Source organism: Mesorhizobium sp. P2_F5 (genome assembly GCF_056403715.1).
The window spans coordinates 90,023-112,871 of record NZ_JBFUEY010000005.1; the positions used below are offsets into that span (position 1 = coordinate 90,023).

Here is a 22,849-nt window from a genome sequence, read left to right on the forward strand (position 1 = left end):
TGCACAAGCCGCAGCGGGACAATAGATGGTGCAGCAGTCGCGACCGCCCGGCGCGGCTTGAAGCCAGGACCATGCGCATGACGAATACATCAGAGGCAGCGAAACTGACTGACCGCGTCGCGGCTCTGGTCGAGGCTGCCAAACGGGCCGGCGCCGACGCTGCCGATGCGGTTGCCGTGCGCGGCCGCTCGACCGGTGTGTCGGTGCGGCTCGGCAAGGTCGAGAACACCGAATCCTCCGAAGGCGACGATGTCTCGCTGCGCGTCTTTGTCGGCAAAAGGGTGGCGAGCGTATCGGCGACAGCGGCGTCGGACCCCAAGGCACTGGCCGAGCGGGCCGTGGCGATGGCCAAAGTCTCGCCCGAGGATCCCTATCAAGGTCTTGCCGATCCGGCTTTGCTGGTCGGCAAGGTGCGCGACCTCGATCTGTTTGACGCCACCGAGGTCTCGGCCGATCAATTGAAGGAAGCGGCTTTGGCCGCCGAAGAAGCAGCCCTTGCAGTCAAGGGCGTCACCAATTCAGCCGGCAGCGGCGCCAGCGCAGGCCTCGGCGGACTGGTGCTCGCGACGTCGAACGGCTTTGTCGGCCACTATGTCGCCTCGCGTTTTTCGCGCTCGGCCAGCGTCATTGCCGGTGAGGGCACCGGCATGGAGCGCGACTACGAATATTCCTCGCACCAGCATTTTTCCGATCTCGACGCGCCGGAGCTGATCGGCCGCAAGGCCGGCGAACGCGCGGTGCGCCGCCTCGGCGCCCGCAAGGCGGCGACCGGTCCGGTCAACGTGGTGTTCGACCCGCGCGTTGCGCGCGGCATTGCCGGCCATCTCGCCGGCGCCATCAACGGCGCTTCGGTGGCGCGCAAGACCAGCTTTTTGCGCGAGATGATGGGTAAGCAGGTTGCGTCGGCTGACATAACCGTCACCGACGAGCCGCTCCGGCGTCGCGGCCAGGCCTCGCGTCCCTTCGACGGCGAAGGTGTCGAAGGCGAAAAGCTCCTGATGGTCGAAAACGGTGTGCTGAAGCACTGGTTCCTGTCGACGTCCGCGGCGCGGGAGTTGGGGCTGACCACCAATGGACGCGGTGCGCGCAGCGGCTCCTCGGTGTCGCCGTCTTCGACCAATCTCGCCATCGAGCCGGGCGACAAGACGCCGGAAGACCTTATCAAGTCGCTGAAATCAGGCTTTTATGTCACCGAAGTGTTCGGCCAGGGCGTCGACATGGTGACCGGCGAATACAGCCGCGGCGCGTCCGGCTTCTGGATCGACAATGGCGAGCTTGCCTATCCGGTGGCCGAGGTGACCATCGCCTCCAATCTGAAGACGATGTTCCTCAACATGGTGCCGGCGAGCGACCTCGACCGCAATTTCGGCACCGCCGCACCGACGCTGCTGATCGAAGGAATGACCCTTGCCGGCGCGTGACCCGGTCATATCAGCTGCAGAAGACCTCGAGCTTTTGCGCGACGCCGCCCGCGAGGCGGGCGCGATCGCCATGCGCTATTTCGGCAAAAACCCGCAAGTGTGGATGAAGGGCGGCACCTCGCCGGTCAGCGAAGCCGACCATGCAGCCGACGCCTATCTGCGCGAAACCCTGCTTGCGGCACGGCCGGATTATGGCTGGCTGTCGGAGGAAACCACCGATGATCCGGCGCGGCTTCTGGCGCGGCGCACCTTTGTCGTCGATCCCATCGACGGCACCCGCGGCTTCCTCGAAGGCCTGCGCTCCTGGTGCGTCAGCGTCGCCGTGGTCGAGGACGGCCGCACGCTCGCCGGCGTGCTCGAATGTCCGGCCAAGGACGAAACCTATTGGGCGCTGCCCGGCCAGGGCGCATTCCGCAACGGCAAGCCGATTGCCGTGCGCCGCTTGGGCGAGACGGTCGAAATCGGCGGGCTGAAGCAACTGATCGACCGGATGCCGGCGGAATGGCAGGGCAGGGTGCAGCGCGCGGCGCATATTCCATCGCTCGCCTACCGGCTGGCGATGGTCGCCAACGGCACGCTCGACGCCACCTTCGTCAAGCCCAACGCCCATGACTGGGACATTGCCGCAGCCGATCTCATCCTGCGTGAAGCCGGCGGCGCCGTGCTCGACGGGCATGGCCGCGCGCCGCTTTATGCAGGCGAGGTCATCCGTCACGGAGCCTTGGTCGCCGGCAGCGGCGAGTTGCTCACCGTGCTTGCCGGCGTCATTGCCGGTACGGAAGCGTGATCGACGGTTCCAAAGTCGTCGGCTTTGGTCTAGACCTGTCACAAACTCACAATATGTGAAGGACCGAAATGGCCGCGGAAGACGGAAAGAAACAGCTTTTGCACCTGGTGTTCGGCGGCGAGCTGAAGAAGCTGGGCGGCACCGACTTCCGCGATCTCGACGCGCTCGACATTGTCGGCGTCTATCCGGATTACCAAACCGCGCACACCGCGTGGAAAGCCAAGGCGCAAGCCAGCGTGGACAATGCCCATATGCGCTATTTCGTCGTTCATCTGCACCGGCTGCTCGACCCCGAAAATAAGGCGGTCGGTTGACTTCGATGGATCATGATCTGGCGAAAGGGCCAGCGAATGAAGCCGCGCCCACGGGTAGGGGCCGCAGTCGTACGACCAAGGCTTTCTGGCGCAAGATTCGCGAACCGCTTGCGCAGTCACGATTCGTCAAAAACGCCATTGCCAGTCTGCTCGCCCAGTACGTGCGGCTGGTTCGTATGACCAGCCCGCTGGTCACCGGATCGGCACGCTTTTCGGCCGGTGGCTATTCGGAGTTCGAACCCGGTATCATCGCGCTTTGGCACGGCCAGCACCTGCTGACGCCGGCCTATTATCCCAAGCGCAAGCCGCTGGTCGCCATGGTGTCGCGCAGCGCCGATGCAGAGCTCAATGCGCTGATGCTGGAGAAGTTTGGCATCGAGGCCGTGCGCGGTTCGGGCGGGCGTGAAAGCACGAAGCATCTCGACAAGGGCGGCGCCAAGGCGCTCATCGCCCTTAAAAAGTCGCTCGTCGCCGGCAAGAACGTTGCCATGATCGCAGACATTCCCCATGGTACGCCGCGCGACGCGGGGCTTGGTATCGTTCTCCTGGCGCGCCTCTCGGGTCGGCCGCTCCTGCCGGTCGCTATCGCCACCAGCCGCCGCAAGGTGCTCGAAAAGAGCTGGGACAAAACCACCATCAACCTGCCATTCGGCCGTTCCGCTGTTACCATCGGCACGCCGATCTTCGTGGCGGCGGATGCCGATGAGTCTGAAATGGAGCGCAAGCGCCAGGAAGTCACGACTGCGCTCAATGCCGCAACCGCTGAGGCCTATCGCCTCGTGGACGGCATCCATGAGTGAGCGCTGGGCGCGCGCCTTCCTGACGGCGTACCGCTTCGCTGGCGCGGCCGCCTATCCGCTGATCGGGCCTTACGTCGCCTGGCGGACGTCGCAGGGCAAGGAAGACCGCAGCCGCAGCCGCGAGCGCTACGGTGTCGCCGGGCGACCACGGCCTGAAGGGCCGGTGATCTGGATCCATGCGGCAAGCGTCGGCGAGACCATTGCGGTCGTGCCGCTGGTGCAAAGCATCCTCGACTACGGCGTCAACATCGTGCTGACGACCGGAACGGTGACCTCGGCGCAGGTCGCCGACGAGCGGCTCGGCGACCGCATCATCCACCAATATGTGCCGCTCGACCTCAAGCCGGCGGTCAGCCGCTTCCTCGACCACTGGCGGCCGGACCTGGCCATCATCGCCGAATCCGAGATTTGGCCGATGACCATCCTCGAACTCGGCGCCCGCCGCGTGCCGCAGGTGCTGGTCAATGGCCGGCTGTCAGACCGTTCGTTCAAGTCCTGGAAGAAGCGCGCCAACATCGCCGAGGCGCTGTTCGAGAACTTGGCCCATGTCGTTGCCCAGTCGGATGTCGACGGCGAGCGTTTTCGCGCGCTTGGCGCCCGTCCGGTCACCGTATCGGGCAACCTCAAGGTCGACACCTTGCCGCCGCCGGTTGACGAGAGGGCGTTGGCGACGCTGAAGCGCCAGATCGCCGGCCGCCCGACATGGGCGGCGATCTCGACCCATGACGGCGAAGAGGTGGTCGCCGCCGAGGTCCACGCCACGCTCTACAAACGCCACCATGGCCTGCTGACGATCATCGTCCCGCGCCATCCCGACCGCGCCGAGGCGCTGGCCGCACAGATTTCCGGCATGGGCCTGAAGCTGGCGCGGCGTAGCAAGGGCGACAGGATCACCGCCGACACCGATATCCTGCTCGGCGACACGATCGGCGAGATGGGGCTTTATCTCCGGCTGACGGAAATCGCCTTTGTCGGCCGCTCGCTGACCTCGGAAGGCGGCCAGAACCCGCTGGAGCCGGCCATGCTCGACACCGCGGTGCTGGCCGGCCGCAACGTCCAGAACTTCCGCGAAGCCTATCAGCGCCTGCTCGACAGTGGCGGCGCCAAGCTGGTGCGCGACCGCGACATGCTGGCCGGCGCCGTCAATTTCCTGTTGAGCAATGAAGTCGCCCGCCATGAGATGATGGCGGCCGGTGCCGCCACCGTTGACCAGATGCGCGGTGCGCTGGCGCACACGCTGAAGTCGCTCGAGCCTTACATCCAGCCGCTGATCGTCAAATCGCGCCTGAAGGGCGCCGACGGGCGATAGAGTGGCCTCCGAAGCACCACCTTTCTGGTGGGAAGCGCCGGACTGGCGGGTCTTTGCGCTGTCGCCGCTGTCGGCAGTCTATAGCATGGTCGCCGGCCGCCGCATGCGCCACGCGCCGCGAGAAAAGATCGACGCGCCAGTGCTTTGCGTCGGCAATTTCACCGTCGGCGGCAGCGGCAAGACGCCGGTCGCCATCGCTCTGGCAAAGCAGGCCAGGCGCATGCAACTCAATCCCGGCTTCCTGTCGCGCGGCCATGGCGGCTCGTTCGCGCAGCCGCATGTCGTCGATATCAATCACGACGCCGCCAAGCATGTCGGCGACGAGCCGCTGCTTTTGGCCGAACATGCGCCTGTCGCGGTAAGTCCCAACCGCGCCGCCGGCGCCAAACTGCTCATGGAAGCCCATGGCTGCGATTTCCTGATCATGGATGACGGTTTTCAGAGCGCGCGCATCCATATCGATTATGCGCTGGTGGTCGTCGACGCCCGCTACGGTATCGGCAATGGCCGTGTCATTCCGGGCGGGCCGCTCAGAGCCAACGTCGTCGACCAGCTGGTCTTCACCGACGGGCTGTTGAAGATGGGCGAGGGCACCGCCGCCGACCAGGTCGTGCGCCAGGCGGCGCGCGCCGGCCGGCCGATCTTCGAGGCGCGTGCCGAACCCGGTGCCAAGGAACGCTTCGCCGGCCGGCGTTTCCTGGCCTTTGCCGGCATCGGTCATCCCGAAAAATTCTTTGACACGCTGCGCGGCGCCGGCGCGGAGGTGGCGCTGACGCGGTCGTTTCCTGACCATCACTTCTATGCCCCTGATGAACTTGCCGAACTGGCGGCGACCGCGCGCCGCGAGGGACTGGGCCTCGTCACCACCGCCAAGGACGCCGCCCGGCTGCGCCATGGCGCAGCCTCGGCCGAATTCCTTGGCCAACTCGACGTGCTGGAGATCGACGCCTTGTTCGAGCTCGACAACGTGCCGGAGCGCATCATCGACGAGACACTGGATGCCTGGCGCCAGCGCAGGCTGCGGGGCTGAGTTCGGCTCGGCAGGAGGGCCGGCCCTAGCGCCGGCTGCGCAGCTCCGGATGCGTTTCGATCTCGCGGCGCAGCGAGGCGGCGGCGCTGACATAGGGTTCCTGCCTGGCGACGCTCCAGTATTTGAGCTCGTCCAGCGGAATGCTCTCGCCGGTCACCGAGCAGCGCACGAATGCGCCGGGGCTGGTGACCTGGAAATCGCCGTCGAGATAGCGGATCCGGGCTTCCTTGCCGCCAGGGCCCTCGAAACGGTTCATCATGGGGTGGTGCCTGACTTCATGCTGATTTCATCGCCATAAATTGCCGGCAAGGTCAAGCTTGACGCAATGCTGAGGCGCTATTGTCGCGCCGCAAACCATTCTTATGGGACCGGCATGGACGTTTCATCCGCCCGCCTGACCGCCCTGCTGCGCGAAGCCATGGTATTGGCGGCAGTGCCGCCGGCAAAGGCCGACCCGGCGAAAGCAGCACTGATCAAGGCGCTGGCGCAGCCGCCGCCGCCATCCGGCCCGGCTGTCCAGCCTGCAGCGGTGCCGGCGCTGCAGGCACAATTGTCCGCCACCTCCGCTAAGGCGCAGCAGACAGGATCCACTGAGGTCCTGCAGGCCTATCTGGCAATTGCCGAACCGGGCGCCGAGGCGCCAGACGATGCGGGGCGGCCGACACGGGCCGTGGCGGCCACGCCGGCAAACGATGACGCACAGCGCGGTCTGCCTGCGCCGTTGGCAAGGGCCGACGATGGCGCCGCTGCAAAACCCGCAGGCCTGCCATGGCTTGCCTTTCTCGTCCCCGAGACTTCGCCGCAACGCCGCGCCTCTGTCGCCGATGCGGCGGCAAAACGAGGGCAGGCAACGTCTCGGCCGCATGACGCGGCCCAGCCCAAAAACCGGCAACAGATGCGCGTCGGCCTGATGTCGCTGGCCGCCGGGTTTCTGGCCGTCGCGATCGTTGGCTTCGTCCTGCTGCTGCTTCGCTGAGCACAGGGTCGGCTGGGCTCAGGCCGCCGGCGATTTTTGCTTTGTCGCTTCCGGCAGATCGGGCCTCAGATAGACGATCAGGCAGCAGGAACAGATGCCAAGGCCRACAAGCGGATATTTCAGCGCGACGACTGCCGCCACACCGAACAGGCACAAGGTGATGAGCGACCTCAGCCGCATGATCCGGCTCACGCGCGACGAAACCTCGTCGGTTCGATCGATAAGCTCCCAGATCAGGCCGGTATAGGTCGCGTTGACGATGAAGAAGACGGCCGCATAAAACGCCACGGGTTCGGGCGCCAATTCGCTGGTCGCCATCCAGGCGGTGGACAGCGGCAGCAGCGACATCGAGAACAGATGCGCGAAATTGAACCACAACAGGCGGTGCGTGGTCTCTTCGGCATAGCGCATGAGATAGTGGTGGTTGGCCCAGACGATGGCGATGAACAGGTAACTCACGGCATAGCTCAGCCATGTCGGCCACAACTCCAGCAGCGCCTTGAAGGTCGGCAGCTCGGGCGGCCGCAACTCCAGCACCAGCACGGTGATCAAGACAGCGAAGACGCCATCGGAGAAGGCGTTCAGCCGCTCGAGAGTTGCCTTACGGGGCAGGGGCATGTCTTCCTCGCTATCTGCTGTCCCTCACGATGGATCGCCGCCCCTAGCGCTCGGCTTCGAGGAAGGCTTCCATCTTTTCCATTGCCAGCCCTGCTTCAATTGCGATGCGGCGGGAAAGGTCGGCGGCAGCCGTGCGCGGCCGCCCCAGCGGCCGGTCGAGCCAGTATGACACCGGGTTGAGTGCGGTGCGCTCATCGACGGCAACGATGCGGCCCGTATCAAGCTGTTGCCCGCTCAATGGCGGCCGTGCCAGCGCGATGCCGAGCCCATAGGCGGCGGCATCGAGCACCAGATTGTAGTCCTCGAAGCGGCGGTCCTGCGGGCGCGGGCGATAATCCATGCCTTGCGCTGCAAACCAGGCACGCCAGCCGGATGCATCGGAATCGTTGATCAGCGGAAATTTGAGCAGCCGGGCAGGGTCGCCACGGCCGATTTCGCGGGCAAGGCTTTGCGAAGCGACCGGGAAGACATGTTCCTCGAAAAGCTTCACCGAGATGCGGCCCGGAATGCCGCCGCGACCGCAACGGATCGACAGGTCGATGCCTTCATCGGCAAGGTCCGCCTGGCGGATATCGACGTCGAGTACGATGCGCAGCTTGCTGGGATTGTTCTCCAGCGCCGCCATGCGCGGCATCAACCACAGTCCGCTGACCGAGGGGATCGAGGTCAGCCGCACCACGGCTGTGCCGCGCGGCTCGACCCAGCGGTCGGAATGGGTGGAGATCAGCGCAAAAGCTTCCGCCGTGCGCAGATGCAGGCGGTTGCCCTCGATGGTCAGCGAGACGCCGCGCGCGCCGCGGTCGAATACTTTCAGACCCAGCCAGTCCTCCAGCTTGGCGATCTGCCGGCTGACGGCGCCATGGGTGATGTTGAGCTTCTCGGCCGCGGCCGAAAAGCTCCCGGTGCGCGCCGCCGCATCGAACGCGCGCAATGTCTCGAGCGGCACCATTGTGTCTGAGCTGTGATCCATAGTCACAGGTGATCCTCGATTTGATCGTTTGTCAACGGTGCCGAAAAGGCGCTTTCTGCCTTTCAACACGAGGAAATCCGAGGACAATGAGATGAGCGCAACGACCAGCACGTCGAATCCGACACAGCGGATGGACACCACAGCAGCCATCGCCGTGGCGTTGACGGTGGTCGGGTGGGCCTCGGCCTTTCCCGCGATCCGTGCCGGCCTCGCCGCCTTCGGGCCGCTGGAACTTGGTGCGCTGCGCTTTGCCATAGCTGCAGTGCCGGCGGCGATCTTTCTTGCCGTCAAGCGCCCGGCGCTGCCGCGGCTCGACGAAGTGTGGCGCCTCGTCTTTGGCGGCGCCATCTTCGTTGCACTCTACACCGTCATGCTCAATTTCGGCGAACTGACGGTGTCGGCAGGCGCCGCCGGTTTCATCATCAATGTCAGCCCGATCTTTACCGCCATCATGGCAATGGCATTGCTCGGCGAGCGCTTCTCAGGCTGGGCCTGGTTTGGCACGGCGATTTCTTTCGCTGGCATCGGCATCATCGCGGTGGCCGACGGAAATGGTCTGCACTTCAACGCCGGCGCGCTGCTGGTTCTTGGCTCCGCGCTGTGCTCGGCTGTCAATACCATCGTCCAGAAGCCGCTCTTTGCCCGCCATCACCCGCTGACCATCTCGGCCTCGAACATGATCCTCGGCGCGCTTTGCCTGGCACCCTTTCTGCCAAGCGGCTTTGYGCAGGCAGCGGTCGCCAACGCAGCCGGTCTCGGCGCGGTGATCTTTCTCGGCATCGTGCCCAGCCTGATCGCCTATGCCGCCTGGGCAACCGCTCTGTCGCGTCTCCCGGCGGCGCGCGCTTCGAACTTCCTCTATCTGGTCTCGCCCATGTCGGCCCTGATCGGCTTCTTCTGGCTGGGCGAAGTGCCGACGCTGCTCGGCATTCTCGGCGGCGCGCTGGCGCTCAGCGGCGTCATCGTTGTGAATTTGAAGCGTTAGATCAAAGCGTTGGACGCCTTTCCCGAATCATAGTGAGAGCCGCACCGGTATTTCTCAGCGCACGAAATGGCCGACCGCTGCTGCGGTGCAGACAGGACCCAACCGGGTGGCTATGGTGCGTTGAAATTCACCGGGGGGTCGGGATGGTCAGGCAGTTCGTATCGGCCGTATTTTGCTTGCTGCTGCTAAGCGGCAAAGCCGGTGCGGGTTGGTATCACGTGGAAAACTACGAAGGGTCCATCGGTCCCAACCCCGTCCATCTCTCCCTGCAGACCTACAGTTTCGGCAGCGGCCTCACTGTCCAGGGCAGCTTCTTCTACGACGCCAAGCAAAGTCCGATCGCGCTTTACGGCAAAGCCAGTGGTACCAGCCTCGCGCTTTGCGAGATTGCCGATGACAAGGAGTTCGAGCGGGTCATCGTCATGGGCTCTAAAACCCCTGTCGACACCACCGGATGCCCGTTTTCTCTCGAGCTCGGTGAGGGAAGCCTGACGGGCAGCTGGAGCAAGGGCGCGGACAAATTTCCGGTCAGTCTCAGGAAGGTAGCGGGCCTGGACGACACCGGGGAGGGGAAGGTCGAAGGAACCGTCGAGATTCCTTTCTGGGCGCAGACGGCCACCGACAGGTTTGCCGGAATCTACGCAAAAACCGGCGACGGAATCTGCATGACAAAGATGCAGATCATCAACAAGAAACGGCAGAAGGTCGTACAGACCATCAAATTCGGGGGCGACCTCTGCAATGCGGGCATGCTGATGACACCCATCTACTGGAATGTGCAGAAGCAGACAGAACGGGGCAAGGACATCATATCCGTGAATTTCTACGATGGCCGCGCCGGGTATGAGGAGGACTATGTCTTTGACCGCAAGACCAAGAAGTATCGCCTGAGGAAGTGAAGCGACGCCTATCAACACAATCGCCACGGGCCGCGTCGTTATCGCCCGCGAAGGTGTATCGCGATAGACGCGGAAATCAAATCGCCTGCCGTTAGATTGCATTTGCGCCGCACGTCGTCCTTCAGCGGCAAAAGATAGCTTCCATGCTTGGGAAGCAGCGATGTGCCGAACATGACGCCGTCAATGGTCGCCTCGACAGGTATCACCCCCCAGCCATAGGTCGCGAACTTCGCGACCTTTTTGATCTCTTCGCCATACGGCTCGGGGATTGGCGCGAAGAAGTATGGCGACGGACCCCCCCAGTGGATCACTTCGGCTTCGAACCGGAACTGGACCGTCGACTCGCCGCTCACAGACTTATCGCCGCCCGAACAGCCGTTCGATATCGGCGAGCTTGAGCTCGATATAGGTCGGGCGGCCGTGGTTGCAGGTGCCGGACCCCGGCGTTGCCTCCATCTGGCGCAGCAGCGCGTTCATCTCCTCGGGTTTGAGCAGGCGGCCGGAGCGTACCGAACCGTGGCAGGCCATGGTGGCGGCAATCTTGTCCAGTCGTTCCTTCAGCGTCTCGACCGTGTCGTTGTCGGCGATCTCGTCGGCGAGATCACGCACCAGCTGCTGGACATTGGTCTCGCCCAGCATCGACGGCGTCTCGCGAACGGCCACTGCACCGGGGCCGAAGCGCTCGATGCCGAGTCCGAAGCGGGCCAGTGTCTCGGAATGCAGGGCCAGCCGCTCGGCATCCTCTTCCGGCAGGTCGACGATCTCCGGCAACAGCAGCATCTGCGAGGGCACCGCGCGTGAATGCAGCGCATTCTTCAGCGCTTCGTAGACCAGCCGCTCATGCGCCGCGTGCTGGTCGACGATGACAAGCGAATCCCGGGTTTGCGCCACGATATAGTTCTCGTGCACCTGCGCGCGGGCAGCGCCCAGTGCGGTGCCAAGCAGCGTCTCGGCCGGTTCGGCTGAGCCGGCACGCGCGTCAGCGCTGGCGAGCGGGCCGGCATCAAACGCTGCCTGCTCGTCTTCACGGAAGCCGGCGCCGTCAAAGCCCATATCCAGCGGCCGCTGCGGCGAACGGTCGAAACCGGCAAAGCCGGAAGCACGATAGGCCGCGTCGTAGCTGCGATGACCATTGGCCGGGCCGGCATGGGCATAGGAGGCGGCACCCGGCCGGAACGCGGCCATCATGCCGGCCGCCCCTGATGTGGCGGCGCGGATGCCGGCATTGGCCAGCGCTTCGCGGATGGCGCCGACGATCAGCCCGCGCACCAGGCCTGGGTCGCGGAAGCGCACATCGGCCTTGGCCGGGTGGACGTTGACGTCGACGGTTGCCGGATCGAGCGTCAGGAACAGAACGGTCACCGCATGCCGGTCGCGCGGCAACACGTCGGCGAAGGCGCCGCGGATGGCGCCGGCGATCAGCTTGTCGCGCACCGGGCGGCCGTTGACATAGGCATATTGCTGCAGCGCATTGGCGCGGGTGAAGGACGGGATCGAGACGTGGCCGGTCAAGTGCACGCCGTCGCGGCTGGCATCGATGGCAATGGAATTGTCGGGAAACTCGGCGCCCATCACTTGCGCGACGCGGCGCAGGCTGCCTTCCGCGCTGTCGTCGGTTGCCGGCAGCTCCAGCGTCGAGCGGTCGGAGCCGGCCAGCGTGAAGCGTACGGCGGGAAAGGCGATGGCGATGCGTTTGACGACATCGCTGGTGGCCGAGCTTTCCGCGCGCTCACCCTTCATGAATTTCAGCCTTGCCGGCGTGGCGAAGAACAGGTCGCGCACCTCGACCGTGGTGCCGCGATTGGCGGCCGCCGGCTTGACGGCTGAAACCCGGCCACCTTCGATGCCGATTTCGGCCGCACTGTCGCCGGCAGCCGTGCGCGAGCGGATCGACAGCCGCGACACCGAGCCGATCGACGGCAGTGCTTCGCCGCGAAAACCGAGCGAGCGGATGTGGTGAATGTTGTCGGCAAGCTTGGACGTGCAGTGGCGTGCAATCGCCAGCGCCAGCTCCGGTTCGGGAATGCCCGAGCCGTCATCGGTGACGCGGATCAGGTTCAGTCCGCCGCCGGCGGTGACGACCTCGACGCGCGTGGCGCCGGCATCGAGCGCGTTCTCGACCAGTTCCTTCACCACGCTCGCCGGACGCTCGATGACTTCGCCGGCGGCGATCTGGTTGATCATCGTTTCGGAAAGCTGGCGAATGGGCATGGCGGTACTATAGGCGGATTCGTAGGTGGCGGGCGAGGGGTGCAATTAATGTTGTTCGCCGCAATCCTTCGCGCCCCCCTCTGTCCTGCCGGACATCTCCCCCACGAGGGGGGAGATTGGCAGCTTCACCGCCGGCGCCTTCCTGCAACGTTTGAGATTGGCGAAAGCGGGTGCGCTAGCTGATCTCCCCCCAAGTGGGGGAGATGGCCGGCAGGCCAGAGGGGGGCGCCGTAGAGCGCCAGCTTTGCCTTGCACCAGATATGCGAAACTCAAGCCTGCGCCGCGAGCCAATCCCTGACTTTCCGCGCATTCTCGCTCAATTCGCGGTTCTTTGGCCAGACGACGTAGAACGCCTTGCCGGTCTTCAGCACATGGTCGGTCACCGGCGCCAGCAGCCCCGTCGCCAGCAGCCGCTCGGCCAGATGCCGCCAGCCGAGCGCGATGCCCTGGCCCTCCATGACGCCCTGGATCACCAGGCCGTAATCATTGATGCGTAGGCCGCGCGCGGTGTTGTCGAGGCTGCCTCCGGCCGACCGGAACCATTCGTCCCAGCTTGCCGCCTCGCGGTAGGGCTCCTCGAGATGGATCAGGCGGTGCGTGGCCAGTTCCGCCACGGTTTTCGGCATGCCGAACTTCGCGAGGTAGCTGGCGCCAACGACCGGGAAGATCTCCTCGTCGGCCAGCGGCAGCGAATGATAATCGGCCCAGTCGCGCGGTTCGCCGCCGCGCACGGCAAGCGGAATGCCCTCGGCGATGATGTCGAGATCGCGGTCGGCGGTCTGGATGCGCAGGTCGATGCCCGGCAGTTCGTCGCGGAACTGCTGCAGGCGCGGCATCATCCAGAACGAGCCGAAAGCGGTCGAGGCGGCAAGCGTGACATGGCCGCCGGTCACCTGCAGGCGCAGATCTTCCGCCGATTTGCGGATATGCGAGAGGCCGAGCGAGACGTCGGCATGGAAACGCTCGCCGGCTTCCGTCAGGATGACCTGGCGGTGGCGCCGCTGGAACAATTTGGCGCCGAGCTGTTCCTCCAGCCCGCGCACCGCATAGGAGACGGCGGCCTGCGTCATGCCGAGTTCACGCCCGGCGGCGGTGAAGCTCGACAGCCGGCCGGCCGCCTCAAAGACGATCAGGCTGCCGGCCGAAGGCAGGAGGTGGCGCAGGCTTCGCATAAGCTCAGCTTATACAAGAGATCAGGATTTTCCAGCGTCACAGTGGAAATTCGTCTGGGTAGATTATCTTACAAGGGAAAAAGGGAGGTCTGATGAACGCGCCGGCCGATGTTGTGATCGAACCAGCCAAACGCCGCGAACGTGGCGGTGGCCGCATTGCCAGGCGCGAATTGCGTTCGCACGGTTCGGAAGGGCTCAGCCGCCCCTACATCGTGCGCAACATCCCGACCTACGACATCCTGTCGGAAGAGAACCTGCTGCGCATAGAGGCGACCGCCGACCGGATCCTGGCCGAGATCGGCATAGAATTCCGCGACGATCCGGCAGTGCTTGCGCACTGGAAACGGGCAGGGGCCGATATTGACGGCGTGCTCGTCAAGTTCGAGCCGGGCATGCTGCGCGAGATCCTCAAGACCGCGCCGGCGAGCTTCACCCAGCATGCGCGCAACCCGGCCAATTCTGTCGAGATCGGCGGCAAGAGCGTCGTCTTCTCGCCGGCCTATGGCTCGCCCTTCGTCATGGATATCGACAAGGGCCGTCGCTACGGCACGATCGAAGATTTCCGCAATTTCGTGAAGCTGGCGCAGTCCTCGCCCTGGCTACACCATTCCGGCGGCACCATCTGCGAACCTGTCGATGTGCCGGTCAACAAGCGCCATCTCGACATGGTCTACAGCCATATCAAATATTCCGACCGCGGCTTCATGGGCTCGGTGACGGCAGAGAGCCGCGCCGAGGATTCGATCGACATGGCGCGCATCGTTTTCGGTCGGGACTTTGTCGACGAAAACTGCGTCATCCTCGGCAATGTCAACGTCAACTCGCCACTGGTCTGGGACGCGACGATGACGACGGCGCTGCGCGCCTATGCGCGTGCCAACCAGGCCGCAGTCATCGTGCCGTTCATCCTTGGCGGCGCCATGGGCCCGGTCACCAATGCCGGCGCCATCGCCCAGTCGCTGGCTGAAACGATGGCCGGCTGCGCGCTCACCCAGCTTGAAAGGCCGGGCGCACCGGTCATTTTCGGCAATTTCCTGTCCTCGATGTCGCTGCGCTCGGGCTCGCCGACCTTCGGCACACCGGAGCCGGCGATCGGCTCCATGGTCATCGGGCAACTGGCGCGCCGGCTGAACCTGCCGCTTAGATGCTCTGGCAATTTCACCACCTCGAAACTGCCCGATGCGCATGCCATGAACGAAGGCACCATGTCGATGCTGGCGGCGGTGCATTGCGGCGCCAATTTTATCCTGCACTCAGCTGGTTTCCTTGATGGCTTGCTGTCGATGTCCTACGAAAAATTCGTCATGGATGCCGATTTCTGCGGCGCGCTGCACACCTATCTCGACGGGGTGAAGATCGACGACAACCAGCTGGCGCTCGACGCTTTCAGGGAAGTCGGGCCGGGCAGCCATTTCTTCGGGTCGGCCCACACCCTGGCCAATTACGAGACGGCGTTCTGGGATTCCGAGATCGCCGACAATGAGCCCTACGAGAAATGGGAGGCGGCCGGATCGGAAGATGCCGCCATCCGCGCCAACCGGCGCTGGAAAAAGGCGCTGGCCGAATACCAGGCGCCACCGCTGGACGAGGCAATTGACGAGGCGCTGCAGGAGTTCATGGGCCGTAAAAAGATCGAGATGGCGGACGCCTGGTACTGAACATCTAGAAGGGCGAACAACGCCACGCATCGGTCAATGCGAAAAGCGGAGGAAAAAATGGCACTCTTCACAAGCAACGGCGATCGCGTGCCTGATACCATCGAGGCGATGGCGCAAGAGACGCGTGCGGGCCGGATGGACCGGCGCGAGTTTCTGGCATTGGCAAGCGCTTTCGGCGCATCGACGGCTTTGGCCTACGGCATGATCGGCCTCGCCGCGCCGGGGCAGGCCTTTGCCGAGGAGCCGAAGAAGGGCGGCACGCTGCACATATCGATGTCGGTGAAGGCGCAGAAGGATCCGCGCACCTATGACTGGGTGGAACTCGCCAATATTTCGCGCTGCTGGCTGGAGCCGCTGGTCCGCTACACCAGGGAATTCACCTTCGAGCCGGTGTTGCTCGAGAGCTGGGACGTCAATGACGACGCCACCGAATACACGCTGCATGTACGCAAGGGCATCACCTGGAACAATGGCGATGCCTTTAACGCCGATGACGTGGTCTTCAATCTGACCCGCTGGTGCGAGAAGAACGTCGCCGGCAATTCGATGGCCGCACGTGTCGGCGGGCTGATCGACGCCAAGACCGGCAAGGCGCGGGACGGTGCGATCACCAAGGTCGACGACTTCTCGGTCAAGCTGACGCTCGCCGAACCCGACATCTCGCTGATCCCCAACCTCACCGACTATCCCGCGCTCGTCGTCCACCGCAATTTCGATGCCGACGGCGCCGATCCGATCAAGAAGCCGATCGGTACCGGACCCTTCGAACTGGTCTCCTACGATGTCGGCCAGAAGGCGGTGGTCAAGCGCCGCGAAAACGGCAAATGGTGGGGCGGCGAAGCGCCGCTCGACAGCGTCGAATTCATCGACTACGGCACCGACTTCAACGCCTCGGTGAACGCCTTCGATTCCGGCGAGATCGACCTCAATTTCGAAACGCCGTCCGACTTCATCGACATCCTCGACAAGATGGGCCTGCAGAAGTCGGAGGTCGCAACCGCGACCACGCTGGTTGCGCGAACCAACATCACCCACAAGCCCTATGACGACCAGCGCGTGCGCAACGCGCTGCAGATGGCGGTCGACAACAATACGGTCCTGCAACTCGGCTACAACGGCCGTGGCACGGTTGGCGAAAACCACCATGTCAGCCCGATCCATCCGGAGTATTTCGCGCTGCCCAAGAAGACGCGCGACGCCGCCGGCGCCAAGAAGCTGATGGCGGACGCCGGGCAGGCCGATTTCGAGCACGAGTTGATCACCGTCGAGGACGATTGGCAGAAGAATACCGGCGACGCGATTGCCGGCCAGTTGCGCGACGCCGGCATCAAGGTGAAGCGCTCGGTGTTGCCGGGCTCGACCTTCTGGAACGACTGGACGAAATATCCGTACTCGATGACGATCTGGTACATGCGCCCGCTCGGCGTCCAGGTGCTGGCGCTGGGTTACCGCACCGGCGAGGCCTGGAATGAATCGGCCTATTCCAACCCGGACTTTGACGCCAAGCTGAAGCAGGCGCTTTCGCTCATCGACGTGGAGAAGCGGCGCGAGGTGATGAAGGATGTCGAGCAGATCCTGCAGGATTCCGGCGTCATCATTCAGCCTTTCTGGCAGAAGCTCTACAGCCACATGAACAAGAAGGTGAAGAACTACGGCGTCCACCAGACCTTCGAGATGGACCTGCAGAACGTCTGGCTGGATGGCTGAGACAGCACACGCCAGGACTTCATGAGCCGCAAAAAAGCCGATATGCAGGATGTGTGGTATTGCCACCTTGCCGCCGAACATCCGGAGACACCTGCATGAAACCGATAGTGCTGGCCGCTGCCCTTTCGATAGCCTTGCCCGCCGCCGCGCTGGCCGGGCCGGCTTCGAACGCCGTGAAGTTCTTTTATGTGCCTGAAGTGAAATTCGAAGGGGACGCCAAATACCGCGACCGCTTCACCGAGCCGGTGACCAAGCTGTTCGACCTCAACGACCAGGCGACCAAGAACAAGCCCGATGAGGTCGCCTGTCTCGACTTCGATCCCGGCCTCGACGCCCAGGATTTCGATCAGAAGACGATTGCCAAGACATTGAAGCTGGCCGAGACCGTCAACGGCGATACCGCCGAAGTCACCGCCACCTTCAGCCTTTTTGCGGAAGGCGACGATTCCAAGCGCGAAATGCTGTGGTCGATGAAGAAGGTCGACGGCAAATGGAAGGTCGCTGACATCAGCTCCAAGACCAGCAACTGGACGCTGAGCGCGCTGGAGTGCATGCCCGACAAAGCGCCGGAGTGATACCGTGCTCCGCTGGCTTGCCCTGGCGCTGTCGACCTTATCGATGCTGGCAGCAGGGCTGAACGGCGCTTCGACACAGGGGCTGCTCGGTCCGCCACCTGCAAATGCCCCGGCCGAGACAGTGCCGGGCGGCGGCACGCCGCCCGCAAATCCACCTGGCAATGCAGTGGAACCCGCAACGCCACCCCTGGCATGGCCGCCATCCCAGCCGGCCGCGCCTGTCCTGCCGGGCTCGCCGACAGCTGTGGTCAAGCCGTTCTACGAACATCTCGGGCTGGAACTCGATCCGACCCAGCGCAGCCATTTCGTTGATCCGGCCAAGACCGTACTCGACAAGAGCGATGCGCTGCGGGCGTCGGGCCAGGGCGAATGCCTCGACCCCAACATGGCGCTCGACAATGCCGATTACGACAAGCTGGCAATCGACAAGAGCCTGAAGAGCATCGAGGCCGTCAACGGCGATCAAGCCAAGGTGGTGGTGGCCTTCGTCGTCGAAGGCAATCAGCATCGGCTGGAGTGGAAACTGAAGAAGGTCGATGGCGACTGGAAGATATCCGACCTGCTCTCGGTGACCGGCGAATGGGCGCTCAGCCAGTACCAGTGCGAATGATGTTGATTGAGGATAAGCGCCGGCGATCCTTCGCGCCCCCCTCTGTCCTGCCGGACATCTCCCCCACGGGTGGGGAGATCAGCAGTTCCAGCGTCTCGCTCTCTCCGCATCGCTTAAGATGGGCAAAAGCCGGCGTAGCGGCCAATCTCCCCCCGAGTGGGGGAGATGTCCGGCAGGACAGAGGGGGGCGCTGTCCCGCCAAAGTTCCGCAAAATAGCTTCAGCCCCTTCCGCGATAAGGGGCAACACCGGTGTCGGGCAGCCAGGCGCCTTCCGGCGGCGCGCCGGTCTGCCAGAAGACATCGATCGGAATGCCGCCACGCGGATACCAATAGCCGCCTATACGCAACCACAGCGGTTTGGTCGCCGCCACAATGCGGCGGCCGATCATCACCGTGCAGTCTTCGTGGAAAGCGCCATGGTTGCGAAACGAGGTCATGAACAGCTTGAGCGACTTCGATTCCACAAGGGCGGCATCGGGCGCGTAGTCGATGACGATATGAGCGAAATCCGGCTGTCCGGTGACCGGGCAGAGCGAAGTGAATTCCGGACAGGTGAAGCGCACGATCGCGGGCGGCCCGTCGCCGCGCTGGAACGGCACGGTCTCCAGGACCGCAGTTTCTGGGCTCTGTGGCGGTTCGACATGGGCGCCGAGCTGGGTGAGGGTTTTGGTATCGATCATGGGCGGGGTCTCTTTCAATTTTCGCCGCTCATTAGCACAAATTAAGACAACAGGAAGACGATGACCAGCAACGATCCGCTTCTCCAGCCCTACCAGCTCAAGCATCTGACGCTGAAGAACCGGGTGATGTCGACCAGCCATGAGCCGGCCTATTCCGAGGACGGCATGCCGAAACAGCGCTATCGGCTCTACCACGCCGAAAAGGCCAAGGGCGGCATGGCGCTGACCATGACCGCCGGTTCGGCCATCGTCTCGCGTGACAGTCCCGCTGCCTTCGGCAATCTGCATGTCTATGACGACCGCATCGTGCCGTGGCTGGCAGAGCTCTCGGATGCCTGCCACGAGCATGACTGCAAGGTGATGATCCAGATCACCCATCTCGGCCGCCGCACCGGCTGGAACAAGGCCGACTGGCTGCCGGTGCTGTCGGCCTCGCCGGTGCGCGAGCCGGCGCATCGCGCCTTCCCCAAGACCATAGAGGACTGGGACATCGAGCGCATCGTCGCCGACTATGCGTCCGCCGCGCAGCGCTGCCAGGCAGCCGGTCTCGACGGTATCGAGTTCGAATCCTACGGTCATCTGATGGACGGCTTCTGGTCGCCGGCGACCAACCACCGCGACGACGAGTTCGGTGGTTCGCTCGACAACCGGCTGCGCTTCACCGACATGGTGCTGGATGCAGTGCGGGCAGCGGTCGGCGACAAGTTTGTCGTCGGCATCCGTATGGTGGCCGACGAGGATTTCGAAAAAGGCCTGTCAAAGGCGGAGGGCATCGAGATCGCCCGGCGGCTGGCTGGCTCCGGCAAGGTCGATTTCCTCAACATCATCCGCGGCTCGATCGAGACCGACGCGGCGCTCACCAAGGTCATCCCGGTCACCGGCATGCGTTCCTCACCGCATCTCGATTTCGCCGGTGAGGTGAGGGCGGCGACGAAGTTCCCGACCTTCCACGCGGCGCGCATTTCCGATGTCGCCACGGCGCGCCATGCCATCGCGACGGGAAAACTCGATATGGTCGGGATGACCCGCGCCCACATCGCCGATCCGCACATCATCAAGAAGGTGATGGAAGGCCGTGAGCACGAGATCCGCCCTTGCGTCGGCGCCACCTATTGCCTCGACCGCATCTATGAAGGCGGCGAGGCCCTGTGCGTCCACAATGCGGCGACCGGCCGCGAGGCCGAAATTCCGCATATCATCGTCAAGACCGAAGGGCCCAAGCGGAAAGTCGTCGTCGTTGGCGCGGGGGCAGGCGGGCTGGAGGCGGCCCGCGTCATGGCTGAACGCGGCCACCATGTCACGGTGCTCGAAGCCTCCGGTCAGGCCGGCGGCCAGGTTCGGCTGGCAACACAGAATCCGCGCCGCAAGGAACTGATCGGCATCATCGACTGGCGACTGGCCGAACTCGACCGGCTCGGCGTCGAGATCCGCTACGATACATGGGCGGAGCAGGACGATGTGCTGGCGCTGGCGCCCGATGTTGTGGTGATCGCGACCGGCGGCTTGCCGCAAAACCCGCCGCTGGCATCAGGCGACAATCTCGTGACCTCGAGCTGGGACATCATGGCCGGCAGCGTCAAGCCGGCGGAGAACGTGCTGCTCTTTGACGACAATGGCGGCCACCAGGGCATGGGCGCGGCCGAGCTGATCGCCAATGCCGGGTCAAAGCTGGAGCTGGTTTCGCCGGAGCGTTTCTTCGCCCCGGAAATGGGCGGCATGAACCACGTTCCCTATATGCGCGCCTTCCAGGAAAAGGGCGTCACCATCACCATCAACACCAGGCTGCGCTCGGTGCGGCGCGAGGGCAACCAGCTGGTCGCCGAATTGGCCTCCGACTTTGCCGATGGCTGGCGTGGTGAGCGGCGGGTCGACCAGGTGGTGGTCGAGCATGGCACAGCCCCGCTCGACGATCTCTATCTCGCGCTGAAGCCGCTGTCGAAGAATGGCGGCGCGGTCGATTACGAGCGGCTGGTCGGCGGCGGCGATATTTTTCCTTCACGCAATCCCGAAGGCAGCTTCGTGCTGTTGCGCATCGGCGATGCGGTCGCCTCGCGCAACATTCACGCCGCCATCTATGACGGCATCCGGTTCGGCTTGCGGGTTTAGGCTTTACAAGCCCCCTACGGCTTGTTCCAAAGGTCGATCTCACCCTTCCGGCGGTTCTTCAACCCTGCCAGAACCTTGCCCTTGGACTTGACCCATTTCATGAACTCGGTCGGCACCTGATCGAACTTGTTCTCGTTGATGCGGTTCAACAGACCGGTCCCTGCCAGCCTGCCGGTGTTGAACTTGAATGAAACCAGGGCGTCGAACTGGTGCTGCGTCAATGGCACCTTGACCGCTGCGTTCACCGCGTCCACGGCCGGACCGAGATCGTTTTCCAGAATGCTTGTGGCCTTGGCTTCGGTGATCTTCAGGCCCAGCACCATCTTGATCGGGTCCGCGGCCGCCTTGGTGTGTCCATAACCGATGGTGAGCGTGCCTTTGGCCGGTCCGACCTTCCATTCCTTGGTCGGCTTTACCAGGTCGTCATAGATGAAGGCGACAAAAGCCTCCCACTTCTTGATGAAGTCCACGCCCACAGTGCTGATTTTCTTTGCCATGATGTCCCCCCTTGATTTTGGTGCCATGAAAACACCGTCGCCCGTTATCTCTACACTGTTAAGAAGAGCCTTGCCTCTCAAGGTGAAATCAGGAGGTCCCGACCGCGAGCCGAGTTGGTTGCTGCATTGCAGCGGTAGAGACCAATTGCCTGATAAGACCAATTGAAAATCTACACCGAAATTTTCGACCGTGAAAGTATTAGTCTGAGCTTAGGGGTGGTTTTCTACCGGTATTCTTTAGGCATCTGCCGTGATCAAGGGTCGATGGCAGTCGGCGCCTGATGGGTGGCGCGCAGCCAAACCTCTGTGCGGAGAGCCACCTTGCACATCCGTCCGAGCTGCGCGCCGCGTACGCCACCGGCGGGAGCCAAGCGACGTACGATGCGGAATGCTTTAACCGGGTGATAACGCGCGGCAGGGCTCAAATCATCCTGGCGGTCGCCATGCAAAGTACGGTGAGCACCAGCAGCCAGGCGGCGATGCGCTCGCCGCGGGCCATTTTGGTGCGCAACGCCAATTCCGTGGCGGCATCCGCGCCGGCAAGCTGCCGGCTGGTCTTGCGAACCACGACGCTGAGAACGCCGGCAGCCGCGAAGGCGGCCAGGATGCCCAGCGCCAGGACCATTTCCATTGAGCCGAAATAGGCGCCGTGGAAGAAATACCAAAGCAGTGCGCCGGTCACGAACACCACGCCCGCCGAGCCCATTTGCGGTTCGATGAAGCGCTCCGCCTTGATCTCGGGGTCGCGGGCAAGCGTGATCGTGGTGCCGGCCCAGAACACCCCGGCCATGACATGAAGGCCGATAATGACGATGTAGACATATTGCATGACCGTTTCCTCCTTGCCCGCCGCCTGTCTGTCCCCGGATCCCTATCGCAGGATAACACGCTTGGTAGGTCGACAGGCACGATAGTTAGGTATCGAATGATTTGATGTCAATGAATAATGCTGCGTTCCCTCACTCGGTGCCTTGTTCTACTGTCGGCTCATGACTCCCTTTGACCGCCCGCCCGTCGGCATGAATCTCGCGCGTACCTCCAAGCTGGTGGCGCAGGCTTTTGACGCCGCCTTGGTCGAGGCCGGCGGCACGCTGCCGGTGTGGCTGACCTTGCTTTCGGTCAAGTCGAGCGAGCTTGCCAATCAGCGCGAGCTTGCCGGCATGATCGGAATCCAGGGCGCCACACTGACCCACCATCTCAACGCCATGGAGGCGCAAGGCCTGCTGACGCGCCGCCGCGATCCTGACAACCGCCGGGTTCATCTGGTCGAGCTGACGCAAGCCGGCGAAGCGATGTTCCTGAAACTGCGCGCGGCGGCGCTCATCTTCGACAAGCGGCTGCGCGCGGGATTGCCGGACGACAGGCTGGCGGAGTTCGCCGAGGTGCTGGCAGCACTTCGGGCAAATGTCGCGCCGGCAAAATGACCTGCGCGCAGGCGTGGTAAACGCGCCAGGGTGTGTTGAGATTTAGGTCAGGCTGCGCCGAAAATGGCGGCTTCCGAGAACCGGAGCGGAGCGTACTTG

At 63.7% G+C, this 22,849-nt stretch carries 24 protein-coding genes; 15 read left to right on the forward strand and 9 right to left on the reverse strand.

Going from position 1 to position 22,849, the window contains the following annotated elements; translation table 11 throughout:
• The first annotated feature begins 77 nt into the window (after window positions 1-77).
• The 6 genes from AC1DYO_RS09770 to lpxK all read left to right on the forward strand — a co-directional run bounded on the left by AC1DYO_RS09770 (window position 78) and on the right by lpxK (window position 5,661).
• Window positions 78-1,421 (forward strand): TldD/PmbA family protein, encoded by a 1,344-nt coding sequence (locus AC1DYO_RS09770; protein WP_477262628.1) that lies wholly within the window; start codon window positions 78-80, stop codon window positions 1,419-1,421.
• Window positions 1,408-2,208, forward strand: a complete 801-nt coding sequence (locus AC1DYO_RS09775) for a 3'(2'),5'-bisphosphate nucleotidase CysQ (RefSeq protein ID WP_477262630.1) — start codon at window positions 1,408-1,410, stop codon at window positions 2,206-2,208. The genes AC1DYO_RS09770 and AC1DYO_RS09775 overlap by 14 nt, the downstream gene beginning before the upstream one ends.
• Window positions 2,209-2,276: 68 nt before the next feature.
• The gene (locus tag AC1DYO_RS09780; protein WP_477262632.1) at window positions 2,277-2,522 is read left to right on the forward strand and encodes a DUF4170 domain-containing protein; all 246 of its coding nucleotides are present in this window, start codon (window positions 2,277-2,279) and stop codon (window positions 2,520-2,522) included.
• A gap of 5 nt (window positions 2,523-2,527) precedes the next feature.
• Window positions 2,528-3,322 (forward strand): lysophospholipid acyltransferase family protein, encoded by a 795-nt coding sequence (locus AC1DYO_RS09785; protein WP_477262634.1) that lies wholly within the window; start codon window positions 2,528-2,530, stop codon window positions 3,320-3,322.
• Complete coding sequence (waaA, locus tag AC1DYO_RS09790; RefSeq protein WP_477262636.1) at window positions 3,315-4,631, forward strand: lipid IV(A) 3-deoxy-D-manno-octulosonic acid transferase; 1,317 nt, start codon at window positions 3,315-3,317, stop codon at window positions 4,629-4,631. The genes AC1DYO_RS09785 and waaA overlap by 8 nt, the downstream gene beginning before the upstream one ends.
• A gap of 1 nt (window position 4,632) precedes the next feature.
• Window positions 4,633-5,661, forward strand: a complete 1,029-nt coding sequence (lpxK, locus tag AC1DYO_RS09795; RefSeq protein ID WP_477262638.1) for a tetraacyldisaccharide 4'-kinase — start codon at window positions 4,633-4,635, stop codon at window positions 5,659-5,661.
• 25 nt (window positions 5,662-5,686) lie between these two features.
• Here lpxK and AC1DYO_RS09800 read toward each other — a convergent pair whose 3' ends face one another.
• On the reverse strand, window positions 5,687-5,920 hold the full coding sequence (locus tag AC1DYO_RS09800) for a DUF2093 domain-containing protein (protein WP_477262640.1): 234 nt from the start codon (window positions 5,918-5,920) through the stop codon (window positions 5,687-5,689).
• 114 nt (window positions 5,921-6,034) lie between these two features.
• Between AC1DYO_RS09800 and AC1DYO_RS09805 the strand changes: the two genes are divergently transcribed.
• Window positions 6,035-6,637, forward strand: a complete 603-nt coding sequence (locus AC1DYO_RS09805) for a hypothetical protein (protein WP_477262641.1) — start codon at window positions 6,035-6,037, stop codon at window positions 6,635-6,637.
• A gap of 18 nt (window positions 6,638-6,655) precedes the next feature.
• On the opposite strand, the gene AC1DYO_RS09810 is transcribed toward AC1DYO_RS09805, so the two are convergent.
• On the reverse strand, window positions 6,656-7,255 hold the full coding sequence (locus tag AC1DYO_RS09810) for a TMEM175 family protein (RefSeq protein WP_477262643.1): 600 nt from the start codon (window positions 7,253-7,255) through the stop codon (window positions 6,656-6,658).
• A 43-nt stretch (window positions 7,256-7,298) separates the two neighbouring features.
• Window positions 7,299-8,225 carry a LysR family transcriptional regulator gene (locus AC1DYO_RS09815; RefSeq protein WP_477262645.1) on the reverse strand — a complete coding sequence of 309 codons (927 nt, stop codon included), beginning with the start codon at window positions 8,223-8,225 and terminating at the stop codon, window positions 7,299-7,301.
• Window positions 8,226-8,316: 91 nt separating this feature from the next.
• Here AC1DYO_RS09815 and AC1DYO_RS09820 point away from each other — a divergent pair, with 91 nt between their 5' ends.
• Window positions 8,317-9,210 (forward strand): DMT family transporter, encoded by an 894-nt coding sequence (locus AC1DYO_RS09820; RefSeq protein ID WP_477262647.1) that lies wholly within the window; start codon window positions 8,317-8,319, stop codon window positions 9,208-9,210.
• A 143-nt stretch (window positions 9,211-9,353) separates the two neighbouring features.
• Window positions 9,354-10,109 (forward strand): hypothetical protein, encoded by a 756-nt coding sequence (locus AC1DYO_RS09825; RefSeq protein ID WP_477262649.1) that lies wholly within the window; start codon window positions 9,354-9,356, stop codon window positions 10,107-10,109.
• A 38-nt stretch (window positions 10,110-10,147) separates the two neighbouring features.
• Here AC1DYO_RS09825 and AC1DYO_RS09830 read toward each other — a convergent pair whose 3' ends face one another.
• The 3 genes from AC1DYO_RS09830 to AC1DYO_RS09840 all read right to left on the reverse strand — a co-directional run bounded on the left by AC1DYO_RS09830 (window position 10,148) and on the right by AC1DYO_RS09840 (window position 13,492).
• Window positions 10,148-10,462 carry a DUF1905 domain-containing protein gene (locus AC1DYO_RS09830; RefSeq protein WP_477262651.1) on the reverse strand — a complete coding sequence of 105 codons (315 nt, stop codon included), beginning with the start codon at window positions 10,460-10,462 and terminating at the stop codon, window positions 10,148-10,150.
• Between the two features lie 4 nt (window positions 10,463-10,466).
• Window positions 10,467-12,320 carry a DNA mismatch repair endonuclease MutL gene (mutL, locus tag AC1DYO_RS09835; RefSeq protein ID WP_477262653.1) on the reverse strand — a complete coding sequence of 618 codons (1,854 nt, stop codon included), beginning with the start codon at window positions 12,318-12,320 and terminating at the stop codon, window positions 10,467-10,469.
• Window positions 12,321-12,589: 269 nt separating this feature from the next.
• Complete coding sequence (locus AC1DYO_RS09840) at window positions 12,590-13,492, reverse strand: LysR substrate-binding domain-containing protein (protein WP_477262655.1); 903 nt, start codon at window positions 13,490-13,492, stop codon at window positions 12,590-12,592.
• Window positions 13,493-13,584: 92 nt separating this feature from the next.
• Here AC1DYO_RS09840 and AC1DYO_RS09845 point away from each other — a divergent pair, with 92 nt between their 5' ends.
• The 4 genes from AC1DYO_RS09845 to AC1DYO_RS09860 all read left to right on the forward strand — a co-directional run bounded on the left by AC1DYO_RS09845 (window position 13,585) and on the right by AC1DYO_RS09860 (window position 18,042).
• Window positions 13,585-15,150, forward strand: coding sequence for a trimethylamine methyltransferase family protein (locus AC1DYO_RS09845; protein WP_477262657.1), 1,566 nt, complete (start codon window positions 13,585-13,587; stop codon window positions 15,148-15,150).
• 57 nt (window positions 15,151-15,207) lie between these two features.
• Entirely contained in the window at window positions 15,208-16,857 is a 1,650-nt protein-coding gene (locus AC1DYO_RS09850; RefSeq protein WP_477262659.1) for an ABC transporter substrate-binding protein, read from the forward strand.
• Window positions 16,858-16,952: 95 nt separating this feature from the next.
• Window positions 16,953-17,432 (forward strand): DUF3828 domain-containing protein, encoded by a 480-nt coding sequence (locus AC1DYO_RS09855; RefSeq protein WP_477262661.1) that lies wholly within the window; start codon window positions 16,953-16,955, stop codon window positions 17,430-17,432.
• A gap of 4 nt (window positions 17,433-17,436) precedes the next feature.
• Window positions 17,437-18,042 (forward strand): hypothetical protein, encoded by a 606-nt coding sequence (locus AC1DYO_RS09860; protein WP_477262663.1) that lies wholly within the window; start codon window positions 17,437-17,439, stop codon window positions 18,040-18,042.
• A gap of 219 nt (window positions 18,043-18,261) precedes the next feature.
• Here AC1DYO_RS09860 and queF read toward each other — a convergent pair whose 3' ends face one another.
• Window positions 18,262-18,723, reverse strand: a complete 462-nt coding sequence (gene queF / locus AC1DYO_RS09865; RefSeq protein WP_477262665.1) for a preQ(1) synthase — start codon at window positions 18,721-18,723, stop codon at window positions 18,262-18,264.
• Window positions 18,724-18,783: 60 nt separating this feature from the next.
• Here queF and AC1DYO_RS09870 point away from each other — a divergent pair, with 60 nt between their 5' ends.
• Window positions 18,784-20,829 (forward strand): oxidoreductase, encoded by a 2,046-nt coding sequence (locus tag AC1DYO_RS09870; RefSeq protein WP_477262667.1) that lies wholly within the window; start codon window positions 18,784-18,786, stop codon window positions 20,827-20,829.
• 14 nt (window positions 20,830-20,843) lie between these two features.
• Here AC1DYO_RS09870 and AC1DYO_RS09875 read toward each other — a convergent pair whose 3' ends face one another.
• Window positions 20,844-21,326 (reverse strand): lysozyme, encoded by a 483-nt coding sequence (locus AC1DYO_RS09875; RefSeq protein WP_477262669.1) that lies wholly within the window; start codon window positions 21,324-21,326, stop codon window positions 20,844-20,846.
• Between the two features lie 421 nt (window positions 21,327-21,747).
• Window positions 21,748-22,155, reverse strand: a complete 408-nt coding sequence (locus AC1DYO_RS09880) for a hypothetical protein (RefSeq protein ID WP_477262671.1) — start codon at window positions 22,153-22,155, stop codon at window positions 21,748-21,750.
• Between the two features lie 190 nt (window positions 22,156-22,345).
• Between AC1DYO_RS09880 and AC1DYO_RS09885 the strand changes: the two genes are divergently transcribed.
• Window positions 22,346-22,750: a MarR family winged helix-turn-helix transcriptional regulator gene (locus AC1DYO_RS09885; protein WP_477262673.1), complete on the forward strand. Its 405-nt coding sequence runs from the start codon at window positions 22,346-22,348 to the stop codon at window positions 22,748-22,750.
• Window positions 22,751-22,849 lie beyond the last annotated feature (99 nt).

What these genes read in the sequence shown, in the direction of transcription:
- AC1DYO_RS09800 (WP_477262640.1), bottom strand. Translation starts at nt 5,920, where the DNA reads ATGATGAACCGTTTCGAGGGCCCTGGCGGCAAGGAAGCCCGGATCCGC.
- AC1DYO_RS09840 (WP_477262655.1), bottom strand. Translation starts at nt 13,492, where the DNA reads ATGCGAAGCCTGCGCCACCTCCTGCCTTCGGCCGGCAGCCTGATCGTC.
- AC1DYO_RS09875 (WP_477262669.1), bottom strand. Translation starts at nt 21,326, where the DNA reads ATGGCAAAGAAAATCAGCACTGTGGGCGTGGACTTCATCAAGAAGTGG.
- mutL (WP_477262653.1), bottom strand. Translation starts at nt 12,320, where the DNA reads ATGCCCATTCGCCAGCTTTCCGAAACGATGATCAACCAGATCGCCGCC.
- AC1DYO_RS09845 (WP_477262657.1), top strand. Translation starts at nt 13,585, where the DNA reads ATGAACGCGCCGGCCGATGTTGTGATCGAACCAGCCAAACGCCGCGAA.
- AC1DYO_RS09805 (WP_477262641.1), top strand. Translation starts at nt 6,035, where the DNA reads ATGGACGTTTCATCCGCCCGCCTGACCGCCCTGCTGCGCGAAGCCATG.
- AC1DYO_RS09815 (WP_477262645.1), bottom strand. Translation starts at nt 8,225, where the DNA reads ATGGATCACAGCTCAGACACAATGGTGCCGCTCGAGACATTGCGCGCG.
- AC1DYO_RS09850 (WP_477262659.1), top strand. Translation starts at nt 15,208, where the DNA reads ATGGCACTCTTCACAAGCAACGGCGATCGCGTGCCTGATACCATCGAG.
- AC1DYO_RS09825 (WP_477262649.1), top strand. Translation starts at nt 9,354, where the DNA reads ATGGTCAGGCAGTTCGTATCGGCCGTATTTTGCTTGCTGCTGCTAAGC.
- AC1DYO_RS09855 (WP_477262661.1), top strand. Translation starts at nt 16,953, where the DNA reads ATGAAACCGATAGTGCTGGCCGCTGCCCTTTCGATAGCCTTGCCCGCC.
- AC1DYO_RS09780 (WP_477262632.1), top strand. Translation starts at nt 2,277, where the DNA reads ATGGCCGCGGAAGACGGAAAGAAACAGCTTTTGCACCTGGTGTTCGGC.
- AC1DYO_RS09770 (WP_477262628.1), top strand. Translation starts at nt 78, where the DNA reads ATGACGAATACATCAGAGGCAGCGAAACTGACTGACCGCGTCGCGGCT.
- queF (WP_477262665.1), bottom strand. Translation starts at nt 18,723, where the DNA reads ATGATCGATACCAAAACCCTCACCCAGCTCGGCGCCCATGTCGAACCG.
- AC1DYO_RS09885 (WP_477262673.1), top strand. Translation starts at nt 22,346, where the DNA reads ATGAATCTCGCGCGTACCTCCAAGCTGGTGGCGCAGGCTTTTGACGCC.
- AC1DYO_RS09880 (WP_477262671.1), bottom strand. Translation starts at nt 22,155, where the DNA reads ATGCAATATGTCTACATCGTCATTATCGGCCTTCATGTCATGGCCGGG.
- waaA (WP_477262636.1), top strand. Translation starts at nt 3,315, where the DNA reads ATGAGTGAGCGCTGGGCGCGCGCCTTCCTGACGGCGTACCGCTTCGCT.
- AC1DYO_RS09785 (WP_477262634.1), top strand. Translation starts at nt 2,528, where the DNA reads ATGGATCATGATCTGGCGAAAGGGCCAGCGAATGAAGCCGCGCCCACG.
- AC1DYO_RS09870 (WP_477262667.1), top strand. Translation starts at nt 18,784, where the DNA reads ATGACCAGCAACGATCCGCTTCTCCAGCCCTACCAGCTCAAGCATCTG.